Annotated in this window: 18 protein-coding genes, 1 tRNA gene and 2 pseudogenes; 10 read left to right on the top strand and 11 right to left on the bottom strand. The window is 69.6% G+C overall.

Annotated features, from left to right (window positions below):
* Positions 1 to 186: 186 nt before the first annotated feature.
* Positions 187 to 1,263, bottom strand: a complete 1,077-nt coding sequence (locus PJ985_RS00695) for a GNAT family N-acetyltransferase (protein WP_271681490.1) — start codon at positions 1,261 to 1,263, stop codon at positions 187 to 189.
* A 31-nt stretch (positions 1,264 to 1,294) separates the two neighbouring features.
* Between PJ985_RS00695 and PJ985_RS00690 the strand changes: the two genes are divergently transcribed.
* Positions 1,295 to 1,786 carry a MarR family winged helix-turn-helix transcriptional regulator gene (locus tag PJ985_RS00690; protein WP_271681489.1) on the top strand — a complete coding sequence of 164 codons (492 nt, stop codon included), beginning with the start codon at positions 1,295 to 1,297 and terminating at the stop codon, positions 1,784 to 1,786.
* 184 nt (positions 1,787 to 1,970) lie between these two features.
* Entirely contained in the window at positions 1,971 to 2,453 is a 483-nt protein-coding gene (locus PJ985_RS00685) for a hypothetical protein (RefSeq protein WP_271681488.1), read from the top strand.
* Between the two features lie 148 nt (positions 2,454 to 2,601).
* Here PJ985_RS00685 and PJ985_RS00680 read toward each other — a convergent pair whose 3' ends face one another.
* Together PJ985_RS00680 and PJ985_RS00675 are read right to left on the bottom strand one after the other, a co-directional pair.
* A complete protein-coding gene (locus PJ985_RS00680) occupies positions 2,602 to 3,378 on the bottom strand; it encodes an SGNH/GDSL hydrolase family protein (protein ID WP_271681487.1) in 777 nt (258 codons plus the stop codon).
* Positions 3,375 to 3,968 (bottom strand): PadR family transcriptional regulator, encoded by a 594-nt coding sequence (locus PJ985_RS00675; protein WP_271681486.1) that lies wholly within the window; start codon positions 3,966 to 3,968, stop codon positions 3,375 to 3,377. The genes PJ985_RS00680 and PJ985_RS00675 overlap by 4 nt, the downstream gene beginning before the upstream one ends.
* Positions 3,969 to 4,291: 323 nt before the next feature.
* Here PJ985_RS00675 and PJ985_RS00670 point away from each other — a divergent pair, with 323 nt between their 5' ends.
* The 4 genes and pseudogenes from PJ985_RS00670 to PJ985_RS00655 all read left to right on the top strand — a co-directional run.
* Positions 4,292 to 4,570 (top strand): type II toxin-antitoxin system Phd/YefM family antitoxin, encoded by a 279-nt coding sequence (locus PJ985_RS00670; RefSeq protein ID WP_271681485.1) that lies wholly within the window; start codon positions 4,292 to 4,294, stop codon positions 4,568 to 4,570.
* The gene (locus PJ985_RS00665; RefSeq protein WP_271681484.1) at positions 4,567 to 4,833 is read left to right on the top strand and encodes a Txe/YoeB family addiction module toxin; all 267 of its coding nucleotides are present in this window, start codon (positions 4,567 to 4,569) and stop codon (positions 4,831 to 4,833) included. The genes PJ985_RS00670 and PJ985_RS00665 overlap by 4 nt, the downstream gene beginning before the upstream one ends.
* Before the next feature lie 495 nt (positions 4,834 to 5,328).
* Positions 5,329 to 5,714: pseudogene (locus PJ985_RS00660) on the top strand (hypothetical protein); the annotation flags it as partial.
* Between the two features lie 543 nt (positions 5,715 to 6,257).
* Positions 6,258 to 6,412: pseudogene (locus tag PJ985_RS00655) on the top strand (IS30 family transposase); the annotation flags it as partial.
* An 87-nt stretch (positions 6,413 to 6,499) separates the two neighbouring features.
* Here PJ985_RS00655 and PJ985_RS00650 read toward each other — a convergent pair.
* Together PJ985_RS00650 and PJ985_RS00645 are read right to left on the bottom strand one after the other, a co-directional pair.
* Complete coding sequence (locus PJ985_RS00650) at positions 6,500 to 7,891, bottom strand: RICIN domain-containing protein (RefSeq protein ID WP_443033340.1); 1,392 nt, start codon at positions 7,889 to 7,891, stop codon at positions 6,500 to 6,502.
* A gap of 31 nt (positions 7,892 to 7,922) precedes the next feature.
* Positions 7,923 to 9,371 carry an endo-1,4-beta-xylanase gene (locus PJ985_RS00645; protein WP_271681483.1) on the bottom strand — a complete coding sequence of 483 codons (1,449 nt, stop codon included), beginning with the start codon at positions 9,369 to 9,371 and terminating at the stop codon, positions 7,923 to 7,925.
* 1,136 nt (positions 9,372 to 10,507) lie between these two features.
* Here PJ985_RS00645 and PJ985_RS00640 point away from each other — a divergent pair.
* The gene (locus PJ985_RS00640; RefSeq protein ID WP_271681482.1) at positions 10,508 to 11,977 is read left to right on the top strand and encodes a non-reducing end alpha-L-arabinofuranosidase family hydrolase; all 1,470 of its coding nucleotides are present in this window, start codon (positions 10,508 to 10,510) and stop codon (positions 11,975 to 11,977) included.
* Between the two features lie 170 nt (positions 11,978 to 12,147).
* Here PJ985_RS00640 and PJ985_RS00635 read toward each other — a convergent pair.
* Positions 12,148 to 12,221: transfer RNA gene (locus PJ985_RS00635), tRNA-Gly, on the bottom strand.
* 399 nt (positions 12,222 to 12,620) lie between these two features.
* On the opposite strand from PJ985_RS00635, the gene PJ985_RS00630 reads away from it, so the two are divergent.
* Together PJ985_RS00630 and trxA are read left to right on the top strand one after the other, a co-directional pair.
* A complete protein-coding gene (locus tag PJ985_RS00630) occupies positions 12,621 to 13,073 on the top strand; it encodes an OsmC family protein (RefSeq protein ID WP_271681481.1) in 453 nt (150 codons plus the stop codon).
* Positions 13,074 to 13,165: 92 nt separating this feature from the next.
* Positions 13,166 to 13,564, top strand: coding sequence for a thioredoxin (trxA, locus tag PJ985_RS00625; protein ID WP_271681480.1), 399 nt, complete (start codon positions 13,166 to 13,168; stop codon positions 13,562 to 13,564).
* A gap of 113 nt (positions 13,565 to 13,677) precedes the next feature.
* Here the strand turns inward: trxA and PJ985_RS00620 are convergent, their stop codons facing one another.
* The 5 genes from PJ985_RS00620 to PJ985_RS00600 all read right to left on the bottom strand — a co-directional run bounded on the left by PJ985_RS00620 (position 13,678) and on the right by PJ985_RS00600 (position 19,721).
* Positions 13,678 to 13,872: a hypothetical protein gene (locus tag PJ985_RS00620; protein WP_271682092.1), complete on the bottom strand. Its 195-nt coding sequence runs from the start codon at positions 13,870 to 13,872 to the stop codon at positions 13,678 to 13,680.
* 156 nt (positions 13,873 to 14,028) lie between these two features.
* Complete coding sequence (locus PJ985_RS00615) at positions 14,029 to 15,552, bottom strand: ricin-type beta-trefoil lectin domain protein (protein ID WP_271681479.1); 1,524 nt, start codon at positions 15,550 to 15,552, stop codon at positions 14,029 to 14,031.
* Between the two features lie 254 nt (positions 15,553 to 15,806).
* Complete coding sequence (gene dcd / locus PJ985_RS00610) at positions 15,807 to 16,382, bottom strand: dCTP deaminase (protein WP_271681478.1); 576 nt, start codon at positions 16,380 to 16,382, stop codon at positions 15,807 to 15,809.
* Positions 16,383 to 16,399: 17 nt separating this feature from the next.
* The gene (locus PJ985_RS00605) at positions 16,400 to 17,230 is read right to left on the bottom strand and encodes a Yip1 family protein (protein WP_271681477.1); all 831 of its coding nucleotides are present in this window, start codon (positions 17,228 to 17,230) and stop codon (positions 16,400 to 16,402) included.
* Between the two features lie 208 nt (positions 17,231 to 17,438).
* Positions 17,439 to 19,721 (bottom strand): (Fe-S)-binding protein, encoded by a 2,283-nt coding sequence (locus tag PJ985_RS00600; RefSeq protein ID WP_271681476.1) that lies wholly within the window; start codon positions 19,719 to 19,721, stop codon positions 17,439 to 17,441.
* A 479-nt stretch (positions 19,722 to 20,200) separates the two neighbouring features.
* On the opposite strand from PJ985_RS00600, the gene PJ985_RS00595 reads away from it, so the two are divergent.
* Complete coding sequence (locus PJ985_RS00595) at positions 20,201 to 20,854, top strand: response regulator (RefSeq protein ID WP_271681475.1); 654 nt, start codon at positions 20,201 to 20,203, stop codon at positions 20,852 to 20,854.
* Positions 20,855 to 20,999: the final 145 nt, after the last annotated feature.

Here is a 20,999-nt window from a genome sequence, read left to right as displayed (position 1 = left end):
GCGCGACGGCCGGCACGGTGTTGCTGGTCTTCTTCGCCGGAGTGTCCGCCTTCCGCTGAACCTGCGGCTGAGCCGGACAAAGCGCTTTCCCCAGCCGGTTCGGCGTCCGCAGCCACCGCCGTGGGCGTCGGGTGGCCGGCAACCCGGTGAGAAGAGGCCTGGACGGCCGCGCCACCCGACTCCACGTCAGTCCCGTTGACCAGCAATGTCCTTGGCGCGGCAGACGGCTCCGTCAGGGCCGGCGATTGCCACCGGCCGGTATCCCTCCCGCTCGTAGAAGTCGATGTTCTGCAGGCTCTTGGCGCCGGTGAAGAGCAGGATGCGGCGGAGGTCCGGTCCGGCGGCTGTCTCGGCGGTACGCAACAGCCACCGGCCTATCCCTCGGCCGCGCAGATCGGGCACGACGGCGAGCCGGCTCAGGTGCCAGTCGGTTTCGACGGGGCGGGCCCGGACCATACCCAGCAGCCGGCCGTCGAGCCAGATGCCTGTGGCGTGCCAGCTCGCCAGCCACCCGCGCACGTCCTCCAGCGACTCGTGCAGGGCCGGTACCGCGAGGGTGTCGTTGCCCAGGGCCTCTTCCACCCAGCAGCACCGCTGCAGCACGGTGACCTCCGCGGCGTCATCCGGGGTCAGACGCCGGGCGTAGGCCCCTGGCAAGGGAGTGGACGCGGTCCCGGCTCGTGCGCGCTCGCGCATCGGCCGCAGGGCGTGGGCGACCCGGACCAGCTCGTCCACGAGGGCGACACCCGCTGTGTCGCGGGCTGCGTCCGGCCGTAGCCGCCCCTTCTCCACCGCGTCACCGATGCGGATCGCGACAGTTGCACCCAACGGGACCAAGCGCAGTGTGGTCACCACCTGCTTGGCGTGCTGGACGGAACGGGTGCCGGCCGATGTGTTGCCATAGCTGACGAAGCCGATCGGTTTCCACGCCCACTCGACGCTGAGGTAGTCCAGCGCGTTCTTGAGGGTCGACGGCATGCCGTAGTTGTACTCCGGTGTGACCACGATGAATCCGTCCGCCGCGTCCGCGATCCTGCTCCACCGGCGGGTGTGCTCATGCCGGTAGACGCCCGATGACGGATGTTCCTCTTCATCCAGGAAGGGCAGCTCCAGGTCGCCGAGGGCCACCGGTACGAGGTCGACGCCCAGTTCCTCCGCACGGGGGGTGGTCGCGTCGATCAGCCATCGGTTCACGGCAGGGCCGAGGGCGCCCGGGCGGGTGCTGCACATCAGAGCGAGAATACGAAGCCTTTTCGTTGACATGGAAACGAAACCTACGTGTTAGGTTGATTACATGTCAACGACCTCCTCGGCCGATGCCGTGCGCTGGCTGAACCCCGACGAGAACCGGGCCTGGCGCGCCTTCCGGCGGATCATGGTCACTGTCCAGACCGGCACTGTTCGCGATCTGGCCGCGATCGGTCTGTCCGAACCCGACTACGAAGTGCTGAGCACGCTGTCGGAGCGTCCCGCGCATACCAGCACGCTGGGCGAACAGGCCGACAAGATGGGCTGGTCACGCAGCCGGCTGTCCCGGCACGCGACCCGGATGGAAGCACGCGGTCTGCTGCGCCGGGCACTGGACCCGACCGACGGCCGGGGCTGCCTTCTGGTGCTCACCGCAGAAGGTTTGGACGCACTCAAGAACGCCGCACCGGCCCACGTCGAGTCAGTACGGCACCACTTCATCGACCGCCTCACCCCGGCAGACCTGGCCGCCCTCGAGCAGATCGCCCGGAGGCTGGAACAACCCCAAGGCGATGGCGATCCCGGCGAGCGACCCTGAGCTTGGGAATCACCGGTCTCTGACGCACCCCGAGGCCGCGAGAAGCCGGCCGGCACGGTCGGTTCGGCGGTGATCTCGTTGCGAACCCGGTGTCGCCCTTCGTGACCTTCCTCCCCAACTCTTCACCGCAGAGGCTTGGTTCTGCCGTAGCGTGGATCCGGTTCCTGGTTGGGAGGAGCGGATCGTGGCCGAGTCCGACAGGCGCTGGGTGACGCTGAAGGAGTGGGCTGCCGAGGTGGGTTACAGCCATGGTTACGTCGTGCATGTGATGCCGCGCCGGTATCCGGACTTTCCGGCCCCGGAGCGTCCTCGGCGCGGAATGAGCGACCAGGGCGGAGGCGGGGGCAGCGCGTGGTACGACCCGGTCAAGCTGGAACCCTTCCGCCCGCGTCGAGCTGCTCCGCTGGAGCTGGACGAGGAGGACCTGGACCGTGAGGTGACGCTGGGGGGATTCGCCAGGCTGATCGGAGTGGACGGCCGCAGCGTGTCGCAGATCAAGGACGATCGCCCCGACACCCTCCCGAACACGGTGGACGGGCAGCGGTGGTATCCGAGGGCGCGTTTCTACGCGCGCGACCTGCTGCTGATGTGGAACAGCCGGCCGGGGCAGGGGTCGGGGTCGGACAAGAGGCGTCCGCCACTTCCTTGGAGCGTCGGCGAGCAGTAGGGGTGTCCGCTACGGCAAGCACCGGCCCTGTAACGGCGAACCGGCGGCCTTTCCCCGGGAACGAGCCGTCGCCGCGCGTCGACACCGGCGGGCGTCCTTGACCGGAGCGTCCGGACACACCTGGTTCTTGCCCGGGTCGGTGCCTTGTTCATCCGCCTACCGGCAGGGGGTGGGGGCGCTTGGGAGTGCGGTGGTCGCCGGAGGAACGGCCGCGGAGGCGGCGGCCTATCCAGGGGCCGAGGAAGGTGGCTGTCCAGCGGAGTTCCGTGATCGTCGCCTGGACGCGGCCGGGCCCGGGTACGGCAGGCAGCGGCTCGGTCCAGGAGGCGTCGATGCCGGGAAGGGCGAGCGTGTGGGCGACGGCGTCCGCGATCCTCTGGTGGCCCAGCGGGCTGGCGTGGAGGCGGTCGATGCTCCAGAGGCGGGGGTCGGTGATGACGGGGTGGCCGTGGGTCTCGGCGACGAGGACGCCGTGTCGGTGGGCGGCGGCGCGGATGCGGGCGTTGAGGGCGGTGACCCGGGGGGCCAGGAAGCGGGCAAGCGGGGTGATGCGGGAGATGTCGGGGAAGGTGAGGGTGGCGACGCGGGCGCCTGAGGTGGTCAGCGCTGCGAACATCGCCTCCAGGTGGCCGGCCACCTCGTCGGCGTCGAAGCGGGGCCGGACGAGGTCGTTCATGCCGGCCACGACGGTGGCCAGATCCGGGCGCAACTCCATCGCTGGGGCGAGCTGTTCGGCATGCACCTGCCCGGCCAGGCGGCCGCGGACCGCGAGATTGGCGTAGACGAGGCCAGGGCTGGTGACCGCGAGCCGTTCGGCGAGGCGGTCGGCCCAGCCGCGCAGGCCGGTGGTGTCGTCGCCGTCGCCGACGCCCTCGGTCTGACTGTCGCCGAGGGCGACATAGCGCTGGTAGCGGCTGTCGGTCATGCGGGGTCTCCCGGGGCCTGTGGGGTGCGGTCCGTGGCGTGGGCGCGTTCGTCCAGGATGATCAGGACGCGTTCGCACCAGCGGAGGTTCTCCTCCTCGAAGGAGATGCCGCGCAGCAGAGTGAGGTAGGGGCCGATGCGGTCGGCGTGACGCAGGTGCTCGTCCTCGGTGCGGCCGTCCAGCAGCCGCTCACGCAGCCGGTGGTAGCGCTCGAGCTTGCCGCGCGCCCACTGGGCGCGCTCCTCGACGAATTCCCGGACGACCTCGGGACCGGCCTCGTCCAGGGCCTGCACCTTGATCATCAGTTCGTCCCGGATGGTGCCCGGCCTGGGAGGCTCGGCGGCGAACTTCCGCAGGGCGGCGCGCCCGGCTTCGGTGAGCGAGAAGAGCCGCTTGTCGGGGCGGCGCTCCTGCGGGACGACGCGGGCGGTGAGCAGACCTTCGGCCTCCATGCGGGTGAGCTCCCGGTAGAGCTGCTGGGGGGTGGTCATCCAGAAGTTGGCGATCGACGCGTCAAAGCCCTTCGCCAGGTCGTATCCGGATGCCTCGCCCTCCAGGAGGGCGGCCAGTACCGCGTTGCCCAGTGCCATGACGCGATACTACACAATGAGAGTAATCAATTTTGCGAGTATGGAGTCCGAGTGGTTCGCGATGCGGCGCGCTCCTCTCTGTCTCTGGCCCTGGCCCGTGATGCCGACTGCCGGGTCCCCTGTCCGTTGCCCCGCGTCGTCACCACCTCGTTGCCGTCATGAGGCCGGCACGCCCCCTCCGGCGGCGGGAGTCAGGAGGTGACCGGTCCCGGCCCGACGGCGGGAACAGTGAAGTCTCATCCCTTCCCGGTACGCTATTTCGTACGGTCCTGGTACCGTATTTCGCACCGGCAAGGGCTGGAATGGGAGAAAGAGGGACCTCGATGACGATCAGCGCCAGCGAAGCGCGCACCAACCTCTACCCGCTCATCAAGCAGGTCAACGAGGATCATGCCCCCGTCCGCATCAGCTCCAAGCAGGGCAACGCCGTGCTCATGTCCGAGGACGACTACGAAGCCTGGCAGGAAACCATGTACCTGCTGTCCACCCCCGCCAACGCCGCCCGCCTGCTGGCCGCCGTAGCCCGCGACAAGGGAGGCCAGGAACCCGCGGTCACCACCACCATGGATGAGCTGCGGAACATCACCGAGGGCACCGCGTGAGGGACATCACCTGGAGCCCGGAAGGCTGGGACGACCTCACGTACTGGATGGGCCAGGACCGCAAGACCCTGCGCCGGATCGTCCGCATCATCGAGGACATCCAGCGCACCCCGGCCGAAGGCATCGGCAAGCCGGAACCCCTCAAGGGCAACCTGTCGGGCTACTGGTCCCGGCGGATCGATGACACCCACCGCATCGTCTACCGGTTCGACGACAAAGCAGTGAAGATCCTCAAGGCCCGGTTCCACTACAGCGACCACTGAACGGGCTGCGGGCGTGTGCACGGCTTCGAGGAGACCCAGGGGGGTGCCGGCGGGCAGGCTGGTCAGCCAGTACTCGGTGGGCGTCTTGTGGCGGGTCGGCCATCTGCTGAGCAGGGTCAGCTCGGGCAGCACCCCGTCCCACGCGGCGGATCCTGCTGCCCGGGCCATCGCGTGGGTGCGCGCCGCGATACCGGCCGCCCGCACATCGCGCACCCGGAATCGTGAGCGCATGGGTCCTTTGGAGCCCTTGCGCCAGGTTGCCTGCCGGTAGGCCTTCCGGCCGGGTTCAGCGGCCGGGTTCAACGGCCAGGTCTTTCAGTGGGAACGCTTTGGTGCGGTAGCGGGAGGCGGGCTTGCGGCCGTTCCCGCTCCATGCGGGCGCGGCTGGGACCGCATCGTGCGAGTGGGCGGACTCGAGGGTTCACCGTGATCGTCACCCTCCGAGCCGCTGACCAACGGTGACCCGCCTCGACACCGCCGAGGCCGTACCCGTCACGAGAACGTGGCCGCGGCCCCGCGCCGCCCGCCCCGTGTGCGACACAGGTCACCAGCTGGGGCATCGTCTAGTACGCCTTCCCGGTCCTCAACACGCGCATCGCCGCCGACACCGGCTGGTCCATGAACGCGACCACGGCGGCGTTCTCCGGCGCCTGCTCATCTCTGCGCTGGTCGGCATCCCCCTCGGCCGTGTCCTGGACCGCCACGGCCCATGCGCCGTGATGACCTGGGGCTCCGTCCTCGCCGTCCTTGCCGCCATCCTCGCGTTGATCACCATCCCCGCTCACGCACTCGCACTGCGGGCACCCTGGCCGCCCGCACCCCCGCCGCCCAGCCACCAGGCCGACGGCACCGGCCCGGTGACCCGCAGCCGCCCGTTCCTCGGTTGCCGCGCACCATGCCCGCGACGATGGACGCCGCCGCCAGCAGTGGGAAGGGGCCCCACCAGCGGGTCAGGGCGGCGAAGGCGGGCGCCGGCCGGAGCGGCCGGCCCGTCCTCTTCTCCCTGCCGCCGAGCCCGAGGGCCCAGGCCCCGGCGGCGGGGCTGACGCCGCGTTCGATCAGCAGGGTGCCGGCCAGCCGAGCTCGCTCCGGCTGCGAGCCCCGAACCGCACCATCAGCTGCCTGACGTGCTCGCGGTAGTTGCGCTGGCTCCGGCCGGCACGGCGGGCGCACAGCTCGTCGGCCACCGGCGACGACGAGGCGCGCGACCGCCATCCGGGTGCTGTTGACCGCTTGCCGCGTGCCTCCGTTACCTCGTGGGAGCCACCAGGCGCCGGCCCCGAGCATGAGTCGGAGCGAGGTGCAGGCTGGGTGTCCCGGCGGGCTTGCTCACGACGCGTCATCATCAGCGACCGGCTGACCATCGCGACGGCACCCACGAACTGGCGGCGCCGACCACTACGGTGCGCGAACGACTGGCGCTCGGCCTGCTGCGGCAGTACTTCCCCAAGGGCACCGACCTATCGGTCCACACACGCGAGCACCTCACGGCCGTCGCCGCCGGACTCAACGGCCGCCCACGCAAACGCCCGGCTGGGAGATCCCAGCCGAGCGCCTGCACACACTGCTCGCTACCTGATCAACACGACCACGTGTTGCGACGACCCCTGGAAGCGGCCGTCCCTGACCTGGGCCTTACCTGCTGGAGCGCGCTTACTCGGGCGGCTCACTGGAACTGTGCGAAGAACCTCCAGATCTCTGTCTTGGTCCAGGTGGCGACGCCGCTTTCGTTGGGGGAGCCGTCGACCGGAGCGGGTATGTGACCTCCGTCGAACGCGGCCCACTGGACCGGGTACCCGGCACGGCAGCCCGAGTAGGTAGTGGTGATGTGCGCGCGGCTGCCCGGCGCGGGCTCGCTCGGGCTCTGGGGAGTGCAGCCGTTGTTGCTGACAAACCTGTCACGCAGGGAGCGTCCTTGCCCGATGCTGAGGACCGAGTCGCTGAGGCCGTGGATTCCGAAGTAGGCGATGGGCTGGGTGCCGCCGCTGCACCCGCTGATCTGGGCGCCGGCGATGACCGCGACGGCCCTGAATTCGTTCGCCCGGGAGCATGCGAGCGCGTAGCTCATGCCGCCGCCCCAGCTGAATCCCGTGGCGAAACGCTGTGCCGGGTTGACACAGAGGGCGTCCTCGATCCGCTGGATCATGTCGTCGACGAAGGTGATGTCCTCACCGCCCGCATTGGCCCAGCCGTTGCCGAGACCCTGGGGGGCGACGAGGATCGCGGTGTTGTCCGACTGTTCCTGTTGGCCGTAGTAGGACCAGGCGTTCCCGCTCGTTCCGCCCGAGGCGACGTCGCCGGCGGTTCCGCCTCGCCAGTGGAACGCGAAGATCAGCCGGTAGGGGTGGCTGTTGTCGTAGTTGTCGGGAACTCTGAGGATGAAGCTGCGGCTCTTGCCGCCGCTCTGGATCGTGTGCGTACCGCTTGTCAGATTCGGGGCGTTGCCGCATCCGCCCTCGCCACCGGACGACAGCTTGATCATCTGCCATTGCTGGTTGGCGCCGCCCTGGTCGGTGTGCTGGAGGACGCTGCCGCCGTCGGCGGTGGAGGCGCCCTGCACCTCCACCGCCTTGCCGCTGTTGCGGTTGATCAGCCGGATGTGGCCCGCGTCGGAGTCGGCCAGGCGGAATTGCTGGTTGGCCCCGTTGTGGTCGGTCCACTGCTGGAGCGCGGCGCCGTCGGCGGTCGAGGCGTTGGCGACGTCGAGAACCTTGTCCGAATGCCGGGCCTTGAGCCGGTAGAAGCCGTTGCCGGAGTCCACGAACTGCCATTGCTGGTTGGTTCCGTCGTGGCGTGTCCACTGCTGGAGGGCGGCGCCGTCGGCGGTCGAGACGCCGGCGACGTCCAGCGCCTTGCCGCTGTGGCGATTGACCAGGACGTACCAGGCGCCCGTGTCCACCGCGGCCGCCTCGGCGGGCGCCGGCGATCCCTGAGCGGGCGTGGTCATCACCGAGGTGAGCAGGCCGGTCGCCATGAACGCCGCCAGCACGGCGGTGAACCGGGACCACCATCGAGGTTTGCGTGGTCGGGCGGGAAGAGCCGTACCGTAGGTCTTCATCGATTCACTCCTTTGTCAGCGGCATTTCTCATCAGGCGACGGTCCATTGCTGGTTGCTGCCGTTCCAGCAGGAGTAGAGCTGGAGGAGGGCGCCGTTGCCGGAGCCTGCGGCGTCGAGGCAGAGGCCGGACTGGACGCCGACGATGGAGCCGTCGGAGTTCACCTGCCACTTCTGGTTGTCGCCGCCCCAGCAGCTGTAGATCTGGACCCTGGTGCCGTTGCCGGTGCCGCCGGCATCCAAGCACTTGTTGCCGTAGACCCTGAGCTCGCCGGCGGCGGTGTGCGTCCACTGCTGGTTGGTGCCGCCGTGGCAGTCCCACAGGTGGACCTGGGTGCCGTCGGTGGTGCTGGCGCCCGGCACATCCAGGCAGCGGCCCGAACCGACGCCCCTGATCTGCCCGTTCGGAGGGGGCTCCGACGAGCCGCCGTTGAGTGCGTTGAGGACGGCGTCGTAGGCGGGCTTCTTGCTGCCGTCGCCGTTGAACAGCAGCGGGGTGTGGTGCGATCGCCAGGAGTCGGTGTCGCGCACACCCCAGACGGTGATGCCGAGGCATCGCGCGACTGCCAGGCAGTCGTTGGTCACGTTGGCGTAGGTCGTGGGCGAGGCCCCTTGGATGTCGAGTTCGGTGACGGACACGTCGACGCCGAGAGCGGCAAAACTCTGCAGGGTGGTGCGGAAGTTGCTGTGGTAGGGGTTGCCGTCGTTGAAGTGCGCCTGGAAGCCGACGCAGTCGATCGGCACGCCGCGCTGCTTGAAGTCCCGGACCATGGCGTACATGGCCTGGGTCTTGGCCGAGTTCCAGTTCTCGACGTTGTAGTCGTTGTAGCAGAGCTTGGCGGCCGGGTCGGCGGCGCGCGCGGTGCGGAAGGCGACCTCGATCCAGTCGTTGCCGGTGCGCTGCAGGTTGGAGTCACGCCGGGCTCCGGAACCGCCGTCGGCGAAGGCCTCGTTCACGACGTCCCATTCGACGATCTTGCCCCTGTAGTGGGCCATCACGCCGTTGATGTGTTCGATCATCGCCTGGCGCAGCGCACCGCCGCTGAGGTTCTGCATCCAGGCGGGCTGCTGGGAGTGCCAGGCCAGGGTGTGGCCGCGCACCTGCTTGCCGTTCTGCACCGCCCAGTTGTAGACGCGGTCAGCGGCGGTGAAGTTGAACTGGCCCCGTTGGGGCTGGGTGGCGTCGATCTTCATCTCGTTCTCGGCCGTCACCGAGTTGAACTCGCGGTTCGCAATCGTCGTGTACGCCGAGTCGTTCAGTCTGCCCGAGGCGATGGCGACTCCGAAGTAACGACCGCTCTGCGCCGCCGCGGCTCCGAGCGTGCTCTGCGCCGCCGCGGCGCCGGGCGTGCTCTCGGCGGCGTGTGCGCCCGTCGGCGCGACCAGTGCACCGACCACCCCGAGGACGCCGACGACCAGCGCTGTCAGCAGACCGCGGAACCTCCGTCGGACGGCGGGTGGGGGAATGGCATACGAGCCCATGACTGTTCCTCCAAGGGTGGAAATCACGGAAGGACCGAAGTGCAGCGGAAGGCGTCGTCCGCTCCGACGCGGCAGACGGGCGAGGCGGGCCGGAAGCCGTGCATTGCGGGATCACCGGACACCATGGGTGCGTGAAGGGCAGCGGACTCGGCGGGACGGTGAGCGACCCCGGCGCCGGACCGTAGCGGACGACCACGGCCGCGCGTGCCGGAAACGGGTCGGTGGCGGGGTTTCGACAGAGACATGGGGGTAGTCCATCGCGGCTCAGCCGGGGGTCCGCCACGCGGCGTCCCATACCTCTCCACCTGGCGAAGAGTCAGGATGCGCTGGTGCGGACCTCACCGGATCGGAAACGGGGTGGAGCGGGTGCTGTCGTGCGCGGTTCTGCCGTGCGGTACCGACTGCTTGGGGCGCGCTGTTCGAAGGATCGAACGGTAACCGACCTGTCAGACAGGAGGATTGAGGGGTTGACGGTGTATCGTCAACCCCTCGTGCAGAAGAAATCTCCGTGTACTCCCCGAAACTTTCCGGAAGTCCGGCGAGTCGGGCGGGGAACCGCCAGACCACAGCGCCGCCGTCGGCGGATGCCGTAGGGACGGGCCCCGGCGGAAGGCTCGAATCAGCACGTCGGCGACCCCGTGCAGCCCTGAGGTGACGGGGTCCGTGCTCCGGCCGGGGCCGCACGAGGTCGAGTGCCGGCCAGGGCCGGACGTGCTCGCTCCCGCCCGAAGGGGGCGAACTGTTTGTGGACAGATCGGTGACAGGTCTTGACCGGGAGGCCCTGCGTTCCTAGCTTGTGGCGTCAAAGAGTCCGAGAAGTTTCGTAAGAATATCGGAAACCGACGCTTCCCGCCCCGGAGGTCTCTCTGGCCAACACCTCCGGACGCCTGGACCTGCCGGAAGCGTGTCCGCCCCTGGCGGTAGCCGTCACCACCGGCCTTCAGCCGGTGGGGCGGCTGAAGGCCGGAGACCTCTCTCGTCTCAGTGCACGGCGAAGTGTTCCGGCTTGAGTGCACCGCGCACCAACTCGTCGGCAATAACGGCCGCACCAGTGCCACTCCGGTCCCTGTCCCCCGGCCGGCCGATCCGCGGTTCATCGGGGTGACCTCACTCGACCCCAGAAAGGGAGGCCTCTGATGTCGTTTCACCGTCCGTCCCCGCTCCGCCCAAGACGCCTGCTCGCCGTCCTTGCGCCCTTGCTGCTCGTGGCTACCTTCCTCGGTGCCCAGCCCGCCGGCGCGGCGACCGTCGACCCCGACGCCTCGTATGTGCTGGTCAACCGCAACAGCGGCAAGGCGTTGGACGTCTACAACCGGGCGACCAACGATGGCGCCCGCATCACCCAGTGGACGAGGAACGATCAGAGCCAGCAGCAGTGGCAGTTCGTCGACTCCGGAAACGGCTACTACCGGATCAAGTCCCGCCACTCCGGCAAGGTCCTGGACGTCCACAACTGGTCCACCGCGAACGGCGGCTCGATCGTCCAGTGGGCCGACCTGAACGGCACCAACCAGCAGTGGCGGCTCGCCGACAGCTCGGATGGCTACGTGCGGTTCATTTCGCGCCACAGCAACAAGGCCCTCGAAGTGCACGGCGGGTCCACCGCGGACAACGCGAACATCGTCCAGTACGACGACTGGGGCGGAGCCAACCAGCAGTGGCGGCTCGTCAAGGTCGGCGACAGCGACCCCGGCCCGTGCGCTCTTCCGTCGACATACCGCTGGACATCAACGGGCGCGCTGGCGCAGCCCATGCCGGGGTGGGTCTCGCTCAAGGACTTCACCGTCGTCCCCTACAACGGCCAGCACCTCGTCTATGCGACGACGCACGACACAGGAACGCGCTGGGGTTCGATGAACTTCAGCCTGTTCAGTAACTGGTCGCAGATGGGGTCGGCCAACCAGAACGCGATGTCGGCTTCCACCGTCGCGCCCACGCTCTTCTACTTCGCACCGAGGAACATCTGGGTGCTCGCCTACCAGTGGGGCAGGACCTCCTTCTCCTACCGGACATCGAACGACCCCACCAACCCGAACGGCTGGTCAGCCGAGCAGGAGCTCTTCTCCGGACGCATCTCCGACTCCCCGACCGGCCCCATCGACCAGACGCTCATCGCCGACGACACGCACATGTACCTGTTCTTCGCCGGTGACAACGGCAGGATCTACCGGGCCAGCATGCCGATCGGGAACTTCCCGAGCAGCTTCGGCTCGAGCTCGACAGTGATCATGAGCGATACGACGAACAACCTCTTCGAAGCCCCGCAGGTCTACAAGCTGCAGGGCCAGAACCGCTACCTCATGATCGTCGAGGCGATCGGCTCGCAGGGCCACCGCTACTTCCGCTCGTTCACCGCCACCAGTCTGAACGGCTCGTGGACACCTCAGGCCACGACCGAGAGCAATCCCTTCGCCGGCAGGGCCAACAGCGGCGCCACTTGGACCGACGACATCAGCCACGGCGAACTGCTCCGCGCCGGCCCCGATCAGACCATGACCATCGACCCCTGCAACCTGCAGCTCCTCTACCAGGGCCGCAGCCCCAACTCCGGCGGCGACTACGGCCTCCTCCCCTACCGTCCAGGCCTGCTGACACTGCAGCGCTGACGGCGCGACCCGGCCGGGTCCGGCTCCGGCACGGAGCCGGCGTGGCGGGCTCGACGGAAGGCCGAGCCCCCGCTCGAAGAGCGGCTTCTCAGGGCACGCGGAGGGCACGGCAGGTGTCGAGAGGCCCAGACAACGGCGAAGCCCCAGGTCGGTGACCTGGGGCTTCGCCGTGGAGCGGGCGACGAGAATCGAACTCGCGCTCTGAGCTTGGGAAGCTCATGTTCTACCATTAAACTACGCCCGCGAAGAGCAACCGCGTGGATCACTCGTCGCCGGTCACTCTACCGCATGGTGGACTGCTGGTGCACGGTCGTAGCGGTGGCCCGCGGGCTTCTGATGGCCGGTGCTGCCCGGCCCTGGTCCGGCCCGCTCGACCTCACCCCGGGTCGGGTCCCCAGGTGCCTGCGGTCAGTGGCCCGAGGTGGGGGAGCAGGCCCGAGCGGCTCGTGAGGGTGGGAGTGCGGAGCAGGCGGCCCCCGGGCGCAGTCCGGGGCGGCGTCTGGCGGGAACGGGGTCGGTGAGCGGCTGCTCGGCGGTGCGGGCGGGGCCCTGTCGGCCCTCGGGGCGGGACCCTCGGCCCCTCCGGCCCGCGCGTTGCGCCGCGTCTACTTGAAGCGTGGGGACACGAGTCGAGGAGACGGTCATGACGACAACACAGCAGCCCGTGATGCTCCCGGACGGCATGACGGAGGTCGCTCCGGCCGGCCGGATCGAGGTGTCACCGGTTCTCGGGGACACCTACCGGATCCAAGTGCGCGGGCACCAGATGCTCGTCGACCAGCCGGTGGAGGACGGGGGGACGGACGCGGGGGTCACGCCGGTGGAGCTGTTCGCCGCGTCGCTCGCCTCCTGTGTCGCCTTCTACGCCGGCCGCTACCTCAAGAGGCACGGGGTCTCCAGCGAGAAGCTGCGCGTGTCGGCGGACTTCTCGATGGCCGCCGACCGCCCGGCCAGGGTGGCGGGGATCCGGGTGCGCATCGTGCCGCCGGCGGACCTGCCGGACGAGCGCCGCGCCGCTCTGCTCGCGGTCGCCTCGCACTGCACGGTGCACAACAGCCTGGTGCGGCCCCCGGACGTCGAGGTGACGCTGGACTGAGCTGCCGCGGGGGCGGGTACGCGTGCAGGAATAGGTTGCGGGTCGAGCTCGTTGCCTATACCCGTACGGGTATCTAAGGAAGGTGGATTTTCGTGGCAACGGTCGAACTGACCAAGGACAACTTCACCGACGCGGTGGCGAGCAAGGACATCGTCCTGCTGGACTTCTGGGCTTCCTGGTGCGGCCCGTGCCGCCAGTTCGCGCCGGTCTTCGAGAAGTCGGCGGAGCGTCACGACGACGTGCTCTTCGGGAAGGTCGACACGGAGGCGCAGCAGGAGCTGGCCGCCTCGTTCCAGATCTCCTCGATCCCGACGCTGATGGTGGTCCGCGATCAGGTGGTGCTCTACTCCCAGCCGGGCGCGCTGCCCGAGCAGGCGCTGGAGGACCTCATCGCCCAGGCACGGAACGTCGACATGGAGGAAGTGCGGCGTCAGATCGCCGCCGAGGAGTCGGCTCAGGGCAGCCCGGGCTCCGGAGGCCCGGCGGCCTGACGGGGTCCCCGGGGTGTGCCTCGGGACCCGTCGCCCTGCTCCGGCCGGCAGCCGGTGGCGCCTGCCGGGAGAGTGTCGGCCCGATCCTCTAATGTGGCGCTCGTCGTCCAGATTCAGGGGAGTGGCAAGCGTTGCAGACCACCGTTGTCCGGTGTGCCGATGGGCACCAGTTCAGCACCTCGCAGTTCCCGATGCAGCATCTCGGCAGTGACCGCATCGGTCCGGCGCGGTTGTTGCGGTGCCCGCGGTGTGCCCGCCTGCGCAGCGCGGTGCCGGTCGACCGGCAGTAGGAGCAGCAGCAGCAGCACACACAGCAGCAGAAGGAGTGGGCGGTAGCAGTACGGCCGTACCCCGTGGCGCCGGAAGCGCGCTGCGGGGTACGGCCGTTTTCGCGGGGGGACGCGGCTCGGGGGCGGACGGGGTCAGTGGTGGAGCGTCGGGGTCGGGGCCGGGGGCCGGGTGGTTCAGGCGAAGCGCTGCTGTGCCGAACCGTCGCAGGGCTGGAGGGTCAGCTGCCGGCCGGCCGCGGTCTGGGTGACGCACAGCGCGGGGGCCTGGGCGGGGGAGAGAGTGCCGTTGTCGAAGGTGAACTTCTGGTTCGCCGCTCCGTGGCAGTCGAAGATCTGGAGGCCGGTGCCTGCCGTGTAGCGGCTGGAGGGGACGTCCAGGCAGCGGTCGTGGCTCAGCTCACTGTGCAGGGACTGCCGCTCCGCGTCGTACCACCAGCCCTGGTTGCGTGCGCCGTGGCAGGGGTGGCCCTGCACCTCCGTGCGGTTGCGGGAGGAGGCCCGCCGGGTGTCGGCGCATTCCCCGGTCGCTTCGTTGACCAGCGGGGCGAAGTGATCGTCCCAGGCGCCCGGGTAGAGCTGGGCGGTGCCGGTGCTCGCCGGGTCGGCGCAGGAGGCTTCGGTCAGGCCGGAGGCGTGCAGCTGGGACAGGCAGGAGGCGAAGGCGCCGTGACCGCGGTAGTTGGGGTGGAAGGACTGCCGCACGGAGTTCGAGTCCGGGGGGAAGGGGTTGGACAGGTCGACGGTGAGGCCGCGGGCCCAGGTGTTGTCCATGCACACCTCGTGGCCGTGGAAGAGCCGGGAGGCGTCCAGGTAGGTGGCGTCGGCGTTCTGGGCCGCCGTGCGCATCCCCTGCTGGAAGAGCGGCACCGCCACGTCGCGGCCCCAGGCGGCGTCAGAGGTGGCGAGGGTGCAGCCGCCGGGGATCTTGCCGGGGAAGGACGGGTTGTCCTGGAAGTCGGGGCCGACCGGGCTGGGGTAGCCCAGCAGGATCAGCCGGTAGTCGTCCCGGGCGTAGCCGGCCTCGGCCATCACGGTGTGCAGGTCGGTGACGGTGGCCTCGACCTTGGGCCGCAGTCCGTCGACCCGGGCCTGCCAGCCGGGGGCGTAGACCGGGGCGCAGTTGCCCTGCCAGAGCGCGAACCAGCGGATGACGCAGTCGGTCATCACCGGGCCGAACTCGAGGTCGTCGTTGGCTCCGGCGACCAGCAGGACGGTGTCGACCCGGGTGTTGCGGGCGGCGATCGCCAGGCTGTCGCTCTGCACCAGCTCGTCGCTGTACTGCGGCGTGCCGCCGATGCGGATGTTCTCGGTGTTGGCGCCGGAGCAGGCGAAGTTGTAGGTGACGTCGGCGGGGATGTCGGTGCGGTGGATGGCCGCGTCGTACGAGCGGTGACACCAGTTGGTGGGGCCGTCCGTGGGCTCCTCGTAGTTGCCGACGCCTTCGCCGGATATCTCGCTGTCGCCGAGGGAGGCCAGGGAGACGGCCCGCTCGTCCATCGGGCGCTGCGCCGGGTCGCCGTACAGCTCGACGGCTTGGGCGGCGCGTATTTCCTCCAGCTCGGCCGACAGGGGGGTGGCCGTGGCCGTGCTCTCGTCCGCCGCGGTCCCGGCGGGTGCGCCGGTGACCAGCAGCCCCAGGGCCGCGACGGATACGACGGCGGCCCGGAACGTTCTGACTCTCTGTCCTGCGCGTGGCATGTGGGGACTCCCTCGGCGGACGGAATGGGTTACCCACGGTTTTTACTCGCAGGTAACGCGCCTGGGAATCCCCTGCGTTCCACAAATCTCGATCAGGGCATGTCACATCTCGGGGCGGGTCGGACGGCAGGGTGCAAAGCGGGGCGGGAGCAGGTGACGCGCGGGAGTGCTGGAGCAGGCAGAGGTCGCCGGTGTGCCGGTGAGGGCGGTGTCCGGACGCGTGGCGGGGCGGACGTGCGAGGGCGCCGGGCCGGTCAGACCTGGGTGCGGTGGAAGTTCAGGTAGGACCGGGAGGCCGTCGGGCCGCGCTGCCCCTGGTAGCGGGAGCCGTTCGCGCCGGTGCCGTACGGGCTTGCCGCAGGGGAGGTCAGGCGGAACATGCAGAGCTGGCCGATCTTCATGCCAGGCCACAGCTTGATCGGCAGGGTCGCCATGTTCGACAGCTCCAGCGTCACGTGCCCGGAGAAGCCCGGGTCGATGAAGCCGGCCGTCGAGTGCGTCAGCAGGCCGAGCCGCCCGAGCGAGCTCTTGCCCTCCAGCCGTGAGGCGAGGTCGTCCGGCAGGGTGATGACCTCGTAGGTGGAGGCCAGCACGAACTCTCCGGGGTGCAGGATGAACGGCTCGTCCCCGTGCGGCTCGATGGTCCGGGTCAGGTCGGGCTGCTCGATCGACGGATCGATGTGCGGGTACCGGTGGTTCTCGAACACCCGGAAGTACCGGTCCAGCCGGACATCGATACTGGACGGCTGGACCATCGACGGGTCGTAGGGATCGATCCGCACCCGCCCCGCGTCGATTTCGGTCCGGATGTCCTTGTCTGACAGAAGCACGCCTCGCAGCGTACCCGCTAGAGCGTTCCGAGCTTCACCAGCATCAGCAGTGCCAGCAGCTGCATCGCCGAGGCGGCGAGCGCCCGCGGCCAGGGGAGCTCGTGCGAGCGGCTGACCATCATGGTGAACAGCACTCCGGCGAATGCCCAGGTGGCCCAGCCCAGCACCTGGACCGGCATCGCCGCGCCGCCGAGGAACAGTGCCAGCGCCAAACGCGGGACATCGGTCAGCGTCATGATCAGCATGGCGAGGCCGACCGTCGGAGCCCAGTGGCCGTTGCCGCCGAACTGGCGGGCCAGGGTGTGCGTCACGGTGCTCAGCAGCAGCGCGCCCACGACCATCGCCACGCCGGTGAGCAGCAGGTACGGGACGACGTTCGCTGCCGTGGTGGCCAGGATCTCGTCCCGGGCGTTGTCCAGCCCGAACACGGCGACCAGGCCGTAGAGGAAGGTGACGACGAGAGCCGGGCCCCAGACCGCGTAGTCCCGCATCTGCCAGAACGTGGGGCTGGGGCGCACCAGGATGCCGGTCAGCAGTTCCTTCCAGCTCAGCCGTGGGCCCGGGGGAACGCTCAGCTCCTCCTCCGGGCCGCCCCCGCCGCCGTGGACGGTGCCCTCGCTGTACCCGGCGGGACCGCCGTACCCGGAGGAGCCGGGGTATCGGCCGGGGCCGTGGTGGTGCGGCTGCCCGTGCGGCGGCTGTCCGTGCTGCGGGGGGTACGGCGCGCCGTAGGGGTCCTGCGGTGGGTACTGCTCCCGCGGGGGGTGCCCCTGGGCGGGGCCCGGGGCGGGGTACTGCGGGGCGGCACCCGGGCGGCCCTGTTCGCGCTTCTTCCTGAATCCAGCCACGCTACGAAACTACCTCCTCACCCGCGCACTTGACTGCGGGGTGGGCCCTGATCGTCCCCTGAGAGATCCCTGAGGCGGGCCCCTGAACCCGGTCCCCGAGACCCGTGGGACCCGCAGCCGTGGGCGATGCGGCGCCGGCCGGCGGGAGGGCAGGCGGTGGCGCGGGATGCCCGGCCGGGTCCTGTCGGGCCGGCCGGGCACCGGCCCCTCAGGAGGCCGGCTCGGGTTCCGGGGAGGGTGCCGCCGGGGCCGCGTCGCCGCCGGTGCCCTCGGAGGGGGTCCGCACGGAGTCCAGCAGCAGCTGGGCCACGTCGACGACCTGAACGTCCTCGCGGGCCTCGCCGTCGTTCTTCTTGCCGTTGACCGAGTCGGTGAGCATCACCAGGCAGAACGGGCAGGCGGTGGAGACGATGTCCGGGTTGAGGGAGAGCGCCTCGTCCACCCGCTCGTTGTTGATGCGCTTGCCGATCCGCTCCTCCATCCACATCCGCGCGCCGCCGGCGCCGCAGCAGAAGCCGCGTTCCTTGTGCCGGTGCATCTCCTCGTTGCGCAGCCCGGGGACCCGCCCGATGATCTCGCGCGGCGGTGTGTAGACGTTGTTGTGCCGCCCCAGGTAGCAGGGGTCGTGGTACGTGATCAGGCCCTCGACCGGGGTGACCGGCACCAGCTTGCCCTCGTCGATGAGGTGCTGGAGCAGCTGGGTGTGGTGGATGACCTCGTAGTGGCCGCCGAGCTGCGGGTACTCGTTGGCGAGCGTGTTGAAGCAGTGCGGGCAGGTGGCGACGATCTTCTTCTTGGCCTTCTCGACGGTGACGCCCTCGTCGGCGTCCTCACCGAAGGCCATGTTCAGGGTGGTGACGTTCTGCTCGCCGAGCTGCTGGAAGAGGAACTCGTTGCCGAGCCGGCGGGCCGAGTCACCGGTGCAGGATTCCTCGCCGCCCATGATCGCGAAGTTGACGCCGGCGATGTGCAGGAGCTCCGCGAAGGCCTTGGTGGTCTTCTTGGCCCGGTCCTCGAGGGCGCCGGCGCAGCCGACCCAGTAGAGGTACTCGACCTCGGTGAGGTCTTCGACGTCCTTGCCGACGACCGGCACCTCGAAGTCGACCTCCTTGGTCCACTCCAGCCGCTTCTTCTTGGCCATGCCCCAGGGGTTGCCCTTGCGCTCCAGGTTCTTCAGCATCGTGCCGGCCTCGGAGGGGAAGGCCGACTCGATCATGACCTGGTAGCGGCGCATGTCGACGATGTGGTCGATGTGCTCGATGTCCACCGGGCACTGCTCGACGCAGGCGCCGCAGGCGGTGCAGGACCACAGCACGTCCGGGTCGATGACGCCGTTCTCCTCGGCGGTCCCGATCAGCGGGCGCTCGGCCTCGGCCAGCGCGGCGGCCGGGACGTCGGCCAGTTGCTCCGCGGTGGCCTTCTCCTCGCCCTCGGCGTTCTTGCCCCCGCCGGCCAGGAGGTAGGGGGCCTTGGCGTGCGCGTGGTCGCGCAGCGACATGATCAGCAGCTTGGGGGAGAGCGGCTTGCCGGTGTTCCAGGCGGGGCACTGCGACTGGCAGCGGCCGCACTCGGTGCAGGTGGAGAAGTCGAGCAGGCCTTTCCAGGAGAAGTGCTCGACCTGGGAGACGCCGAACTGGGTGTCCTCTCCGCTGTCGTCGTCGAAGACCGTCTCGAAGTCGATCGGCTTGCCCGCGGAGGTCATCGGCTGCAGCTCGCCGAGTGCGGTGCCGCCGTTCGCGTCCCGCTTGAACCAGATGTTGGGGAAGGCGAGGAAGCGGTGCCAGGCCACGCCCATGTCGGTGTTGAGGCCGACGGTGATCGCCCAGATCATCGACACGCTGATCTTGATCATGGCGACCAGGTAGACGAGGTTCTGCAGGGTGCCGGTGCTCAGCCCGTCGAAGGCGAGGACCAGCGGGTAGGTCACGAAGTGCGCCGCCCCGTATCCCGCTTGGGCCAGGGCGCCCTCGAGGCCGCGCAGGGTGAGGATGGCCAGGCCGATGACCAGGATGACGTACTCGACGAAGTAGCCCTGCCAGGCGGTGGAGCCGGCGAACCGCGACTTGCGGCCGGCCCGGTTGGGCAGGTTCGCCAGCCGGATGACCATCAGCGTCCCGATGCCCAGCACGGTCATCAGCGCGATGAACTCGATGAACATTTCGAACGGCAGCCAGTGCCCGAGGACCGGCAGCGAGAACTCGGCTTCGAAGAGCTGCCCGTACGCGGCGACCAGGGTGACTGCCAGGGTGAGGAAGCCGATCGCGACGAACCAGTGTGCGATACCGACGATGCCCCAGCGGTTCATCCGGGTGTGGAGCAGGAACTCCTTGGCCAGCGTCACGGTGCGCTGCTGGGGGTTGTCGGTCCTGGTGCCCGCGGGCACCGGCTGGCCGAGCTTCATATGGCGGTAGATCTGCAGGGCGGCGCGGGCGAGTAGCGCCGCGCCGACCGCTGTGAGCACCAGCGAGACGACGATCGCGGCGAGCTGCATGACGGCTCCTCGAACCAGCGGGACTGACGGGATGGCAACGGGTGGGGCGCGGTGACGACTAGAAACTACTAAGCGGTAACTTAACGGGCTTGGTCCGAGGGTACCGACTTCCGGCGCTGTCGCGCAGCCGCACCACCGGTGATCTGTATCGCTCAGGTGAGCCTCAACAGGCCGCCGGGCGCCCGGCGGCCCAGGGGGTGCCCGTCCCGGAGGTGCCGGAAAGGCCGCCGACGGATGCGGTCGACCGCCTCGGACCTGCCGGTTCTCCTGTGCACCGAAGGTAGTCGGTGTGCGCCGGGACTGGCGACTGCCGGGCGGTTTCCGTGGCCCCGCAGCCGGCCGGGGCTGCCCCGCCGCGCCGGACGCAGGCGTGGGGAGCGGGGTTGAGATACCCCATATGTGGTCATGCTGGAAATAAGCCGCGGCAGGATCGCGCCGCCCGGCGCCGCCCCGCGCGGATGAGCGGGACAGGGAGAGCAGTGACCATCAACGTGCTGATCGCCGAGAGCCGGCCGGCGGTGCGTGCCGGCTTCCGGCGGACCCTGGAGCGGGAGCCGGACATCGGGGTCGTCGCTGAGGTGCCGGACGGGCGGGCGGCGCTCGAGTCCGCCGTCCGGCTGCGCCCCGATGTCTGCCTGCTCGACGCACACATGGCCGGTCCGGACGGAATCGAGGTCACCCGCCGGCTCGCCGCGCGGCGAGGGGTGGCCGGCGCGCCGCGGACCGTCGTGGTGGCCCCCAAGGGCAGGGATGAGGCGGTGCTCGAGGCGCTCCGTGCCGGGGCCTCCGGGTTTCTGCTCCGGGACACGAGTCCGGCCCTGCTGGTCGAGGCCGTCCGGGCGGCGGACGCGGGGGAGATGCTCCTGTCGCCGGCGGTGACCGCGCGCGTGCTGGAAGGGCTTCCCGGCCGGCGGTCGGCGTCCGGCCGGGGGCACGGGTTGTCCGAGCGGGAGCTGGACGTGGTCCGGCGGGTGGCCCTCGGAGCCACCAGCAACGAGATCGCCGCCGACCTGCATCTTGCGCCGTCCACGGTGAAGAGCCACCTGGCCCGGGTGCAGAAGAAGCTGGGCGCCCGCAACCGGGTGGAGGTCGCGGCGTGGGCCTGGCGGCGCGGGTTGATGACCGCGGGCTGAGCAGGTGTTCCGGGCGCGTAGCCTGGGAGGGGCGGCGGTTATGTCGGATTTGTTCTGCTCCGGGTTCCCGGCGCCGGGGGTGGATCCACTGCTTGAGTGGGCTCATTGGATAAGAATTGAGTCAACCACGCTCAGGTCATTTGAC

Origin of the sequence: Streptomyces sp. ACA25 (assembly GCF_028200735.1) — a bacterium.
In the GTDB taxonomy this organism is placed as follows: Bacteria; Actinomycetota; Actinomycetes; order Streptomycetales; family Streptomycetaceae; genus Streptomyces.
This window is presented reverse-complemented; position numbering and strand designations above follow the sequence as displayed.

Excerpts from the sequence above, each read along its gene's own strand:
- PJ985_RS00615 (WP_271681479.1), bottom strand. The coding sequence starts at position 15,552 with ATGCCACGCGCAGGACAGAGAGTCAGAACGTTCCGGGCCGCCGTCGTA.
- PJ985_RS00640 (WP_271681482.1), top strand. The coding sequence starts at position 10,508 with ATGTCGTTTCACCGTCCGTCCCCGCTCCGCCCAAGACGCCTGCTCGCC.
- PJ985_RS00600 (WP_271681476.1), bottom strand. The coding sequence starts at position 19,721 with ATGCAGCTCGCCGCGATCGTCGTCTCGCTGGTGCTCACAGCGGTCGGC.
- PJ985_RS00675 (WP_271681486.1), bottom strand. The coding sequence starts at position 3,968 with ATGGCACTGGGCAACGCGGTACTGGCCGCCCTCCTGGAGGGCGAGGCA.
- PJ985_RS00695 (WP_271681490.1), bottom strand. The coding sequence starts at position 1,263 with ATGTCAACGAAAAGGCTTCGTATTCTCGCTCTGATGTGCAGCACCCGC.
- PJ985_RS00680 (WP_271681487.1), bottom strand. The coding sequence starts at position 3,378 with ATGACCGACAGCCGCTACCAGCGCTATGTCGCCCTCGGCGACAGTCAG.
- PJ985_RS00645 (WP_271681483.1), bottom strand. The coding sequence starts at position 9,371 with ATGGGCTCGTATGCCATTCCCCCACCCGCCGTCCGACGGAGGTTCCGC.
- PJ985_RS00690 (WP_271681489.1), top strand. The coding sequence starts at position 1,295 with ATGTCAACGACCTCCTCGGCCGATGCCGTGCGCTGGCTGAACCCCGAC.
- PJ985_RS00650 (WP_443033340.1), bottom strand. The coding sequence starts at position 7,891 with ATGAAGACCTACGGTACGGCTCTTCCCGCCCGACCACGCAAACCTCGA.
- PJ985_RS00630 (WP_271681481.1), top strand. The coding sequence starts at position 12,621 with ATGACGACAACACAGCAGCCCGTGATGCTCCCGGACGGCATGACGGAG.
- PJ985_RS00670 (WP_271681485.1), top strand. The coding sequence starts at position 4,292 with ATGACGATCAGCGCCAGCGAAGCGCGCACCAACCTCTACCCGCTCATC.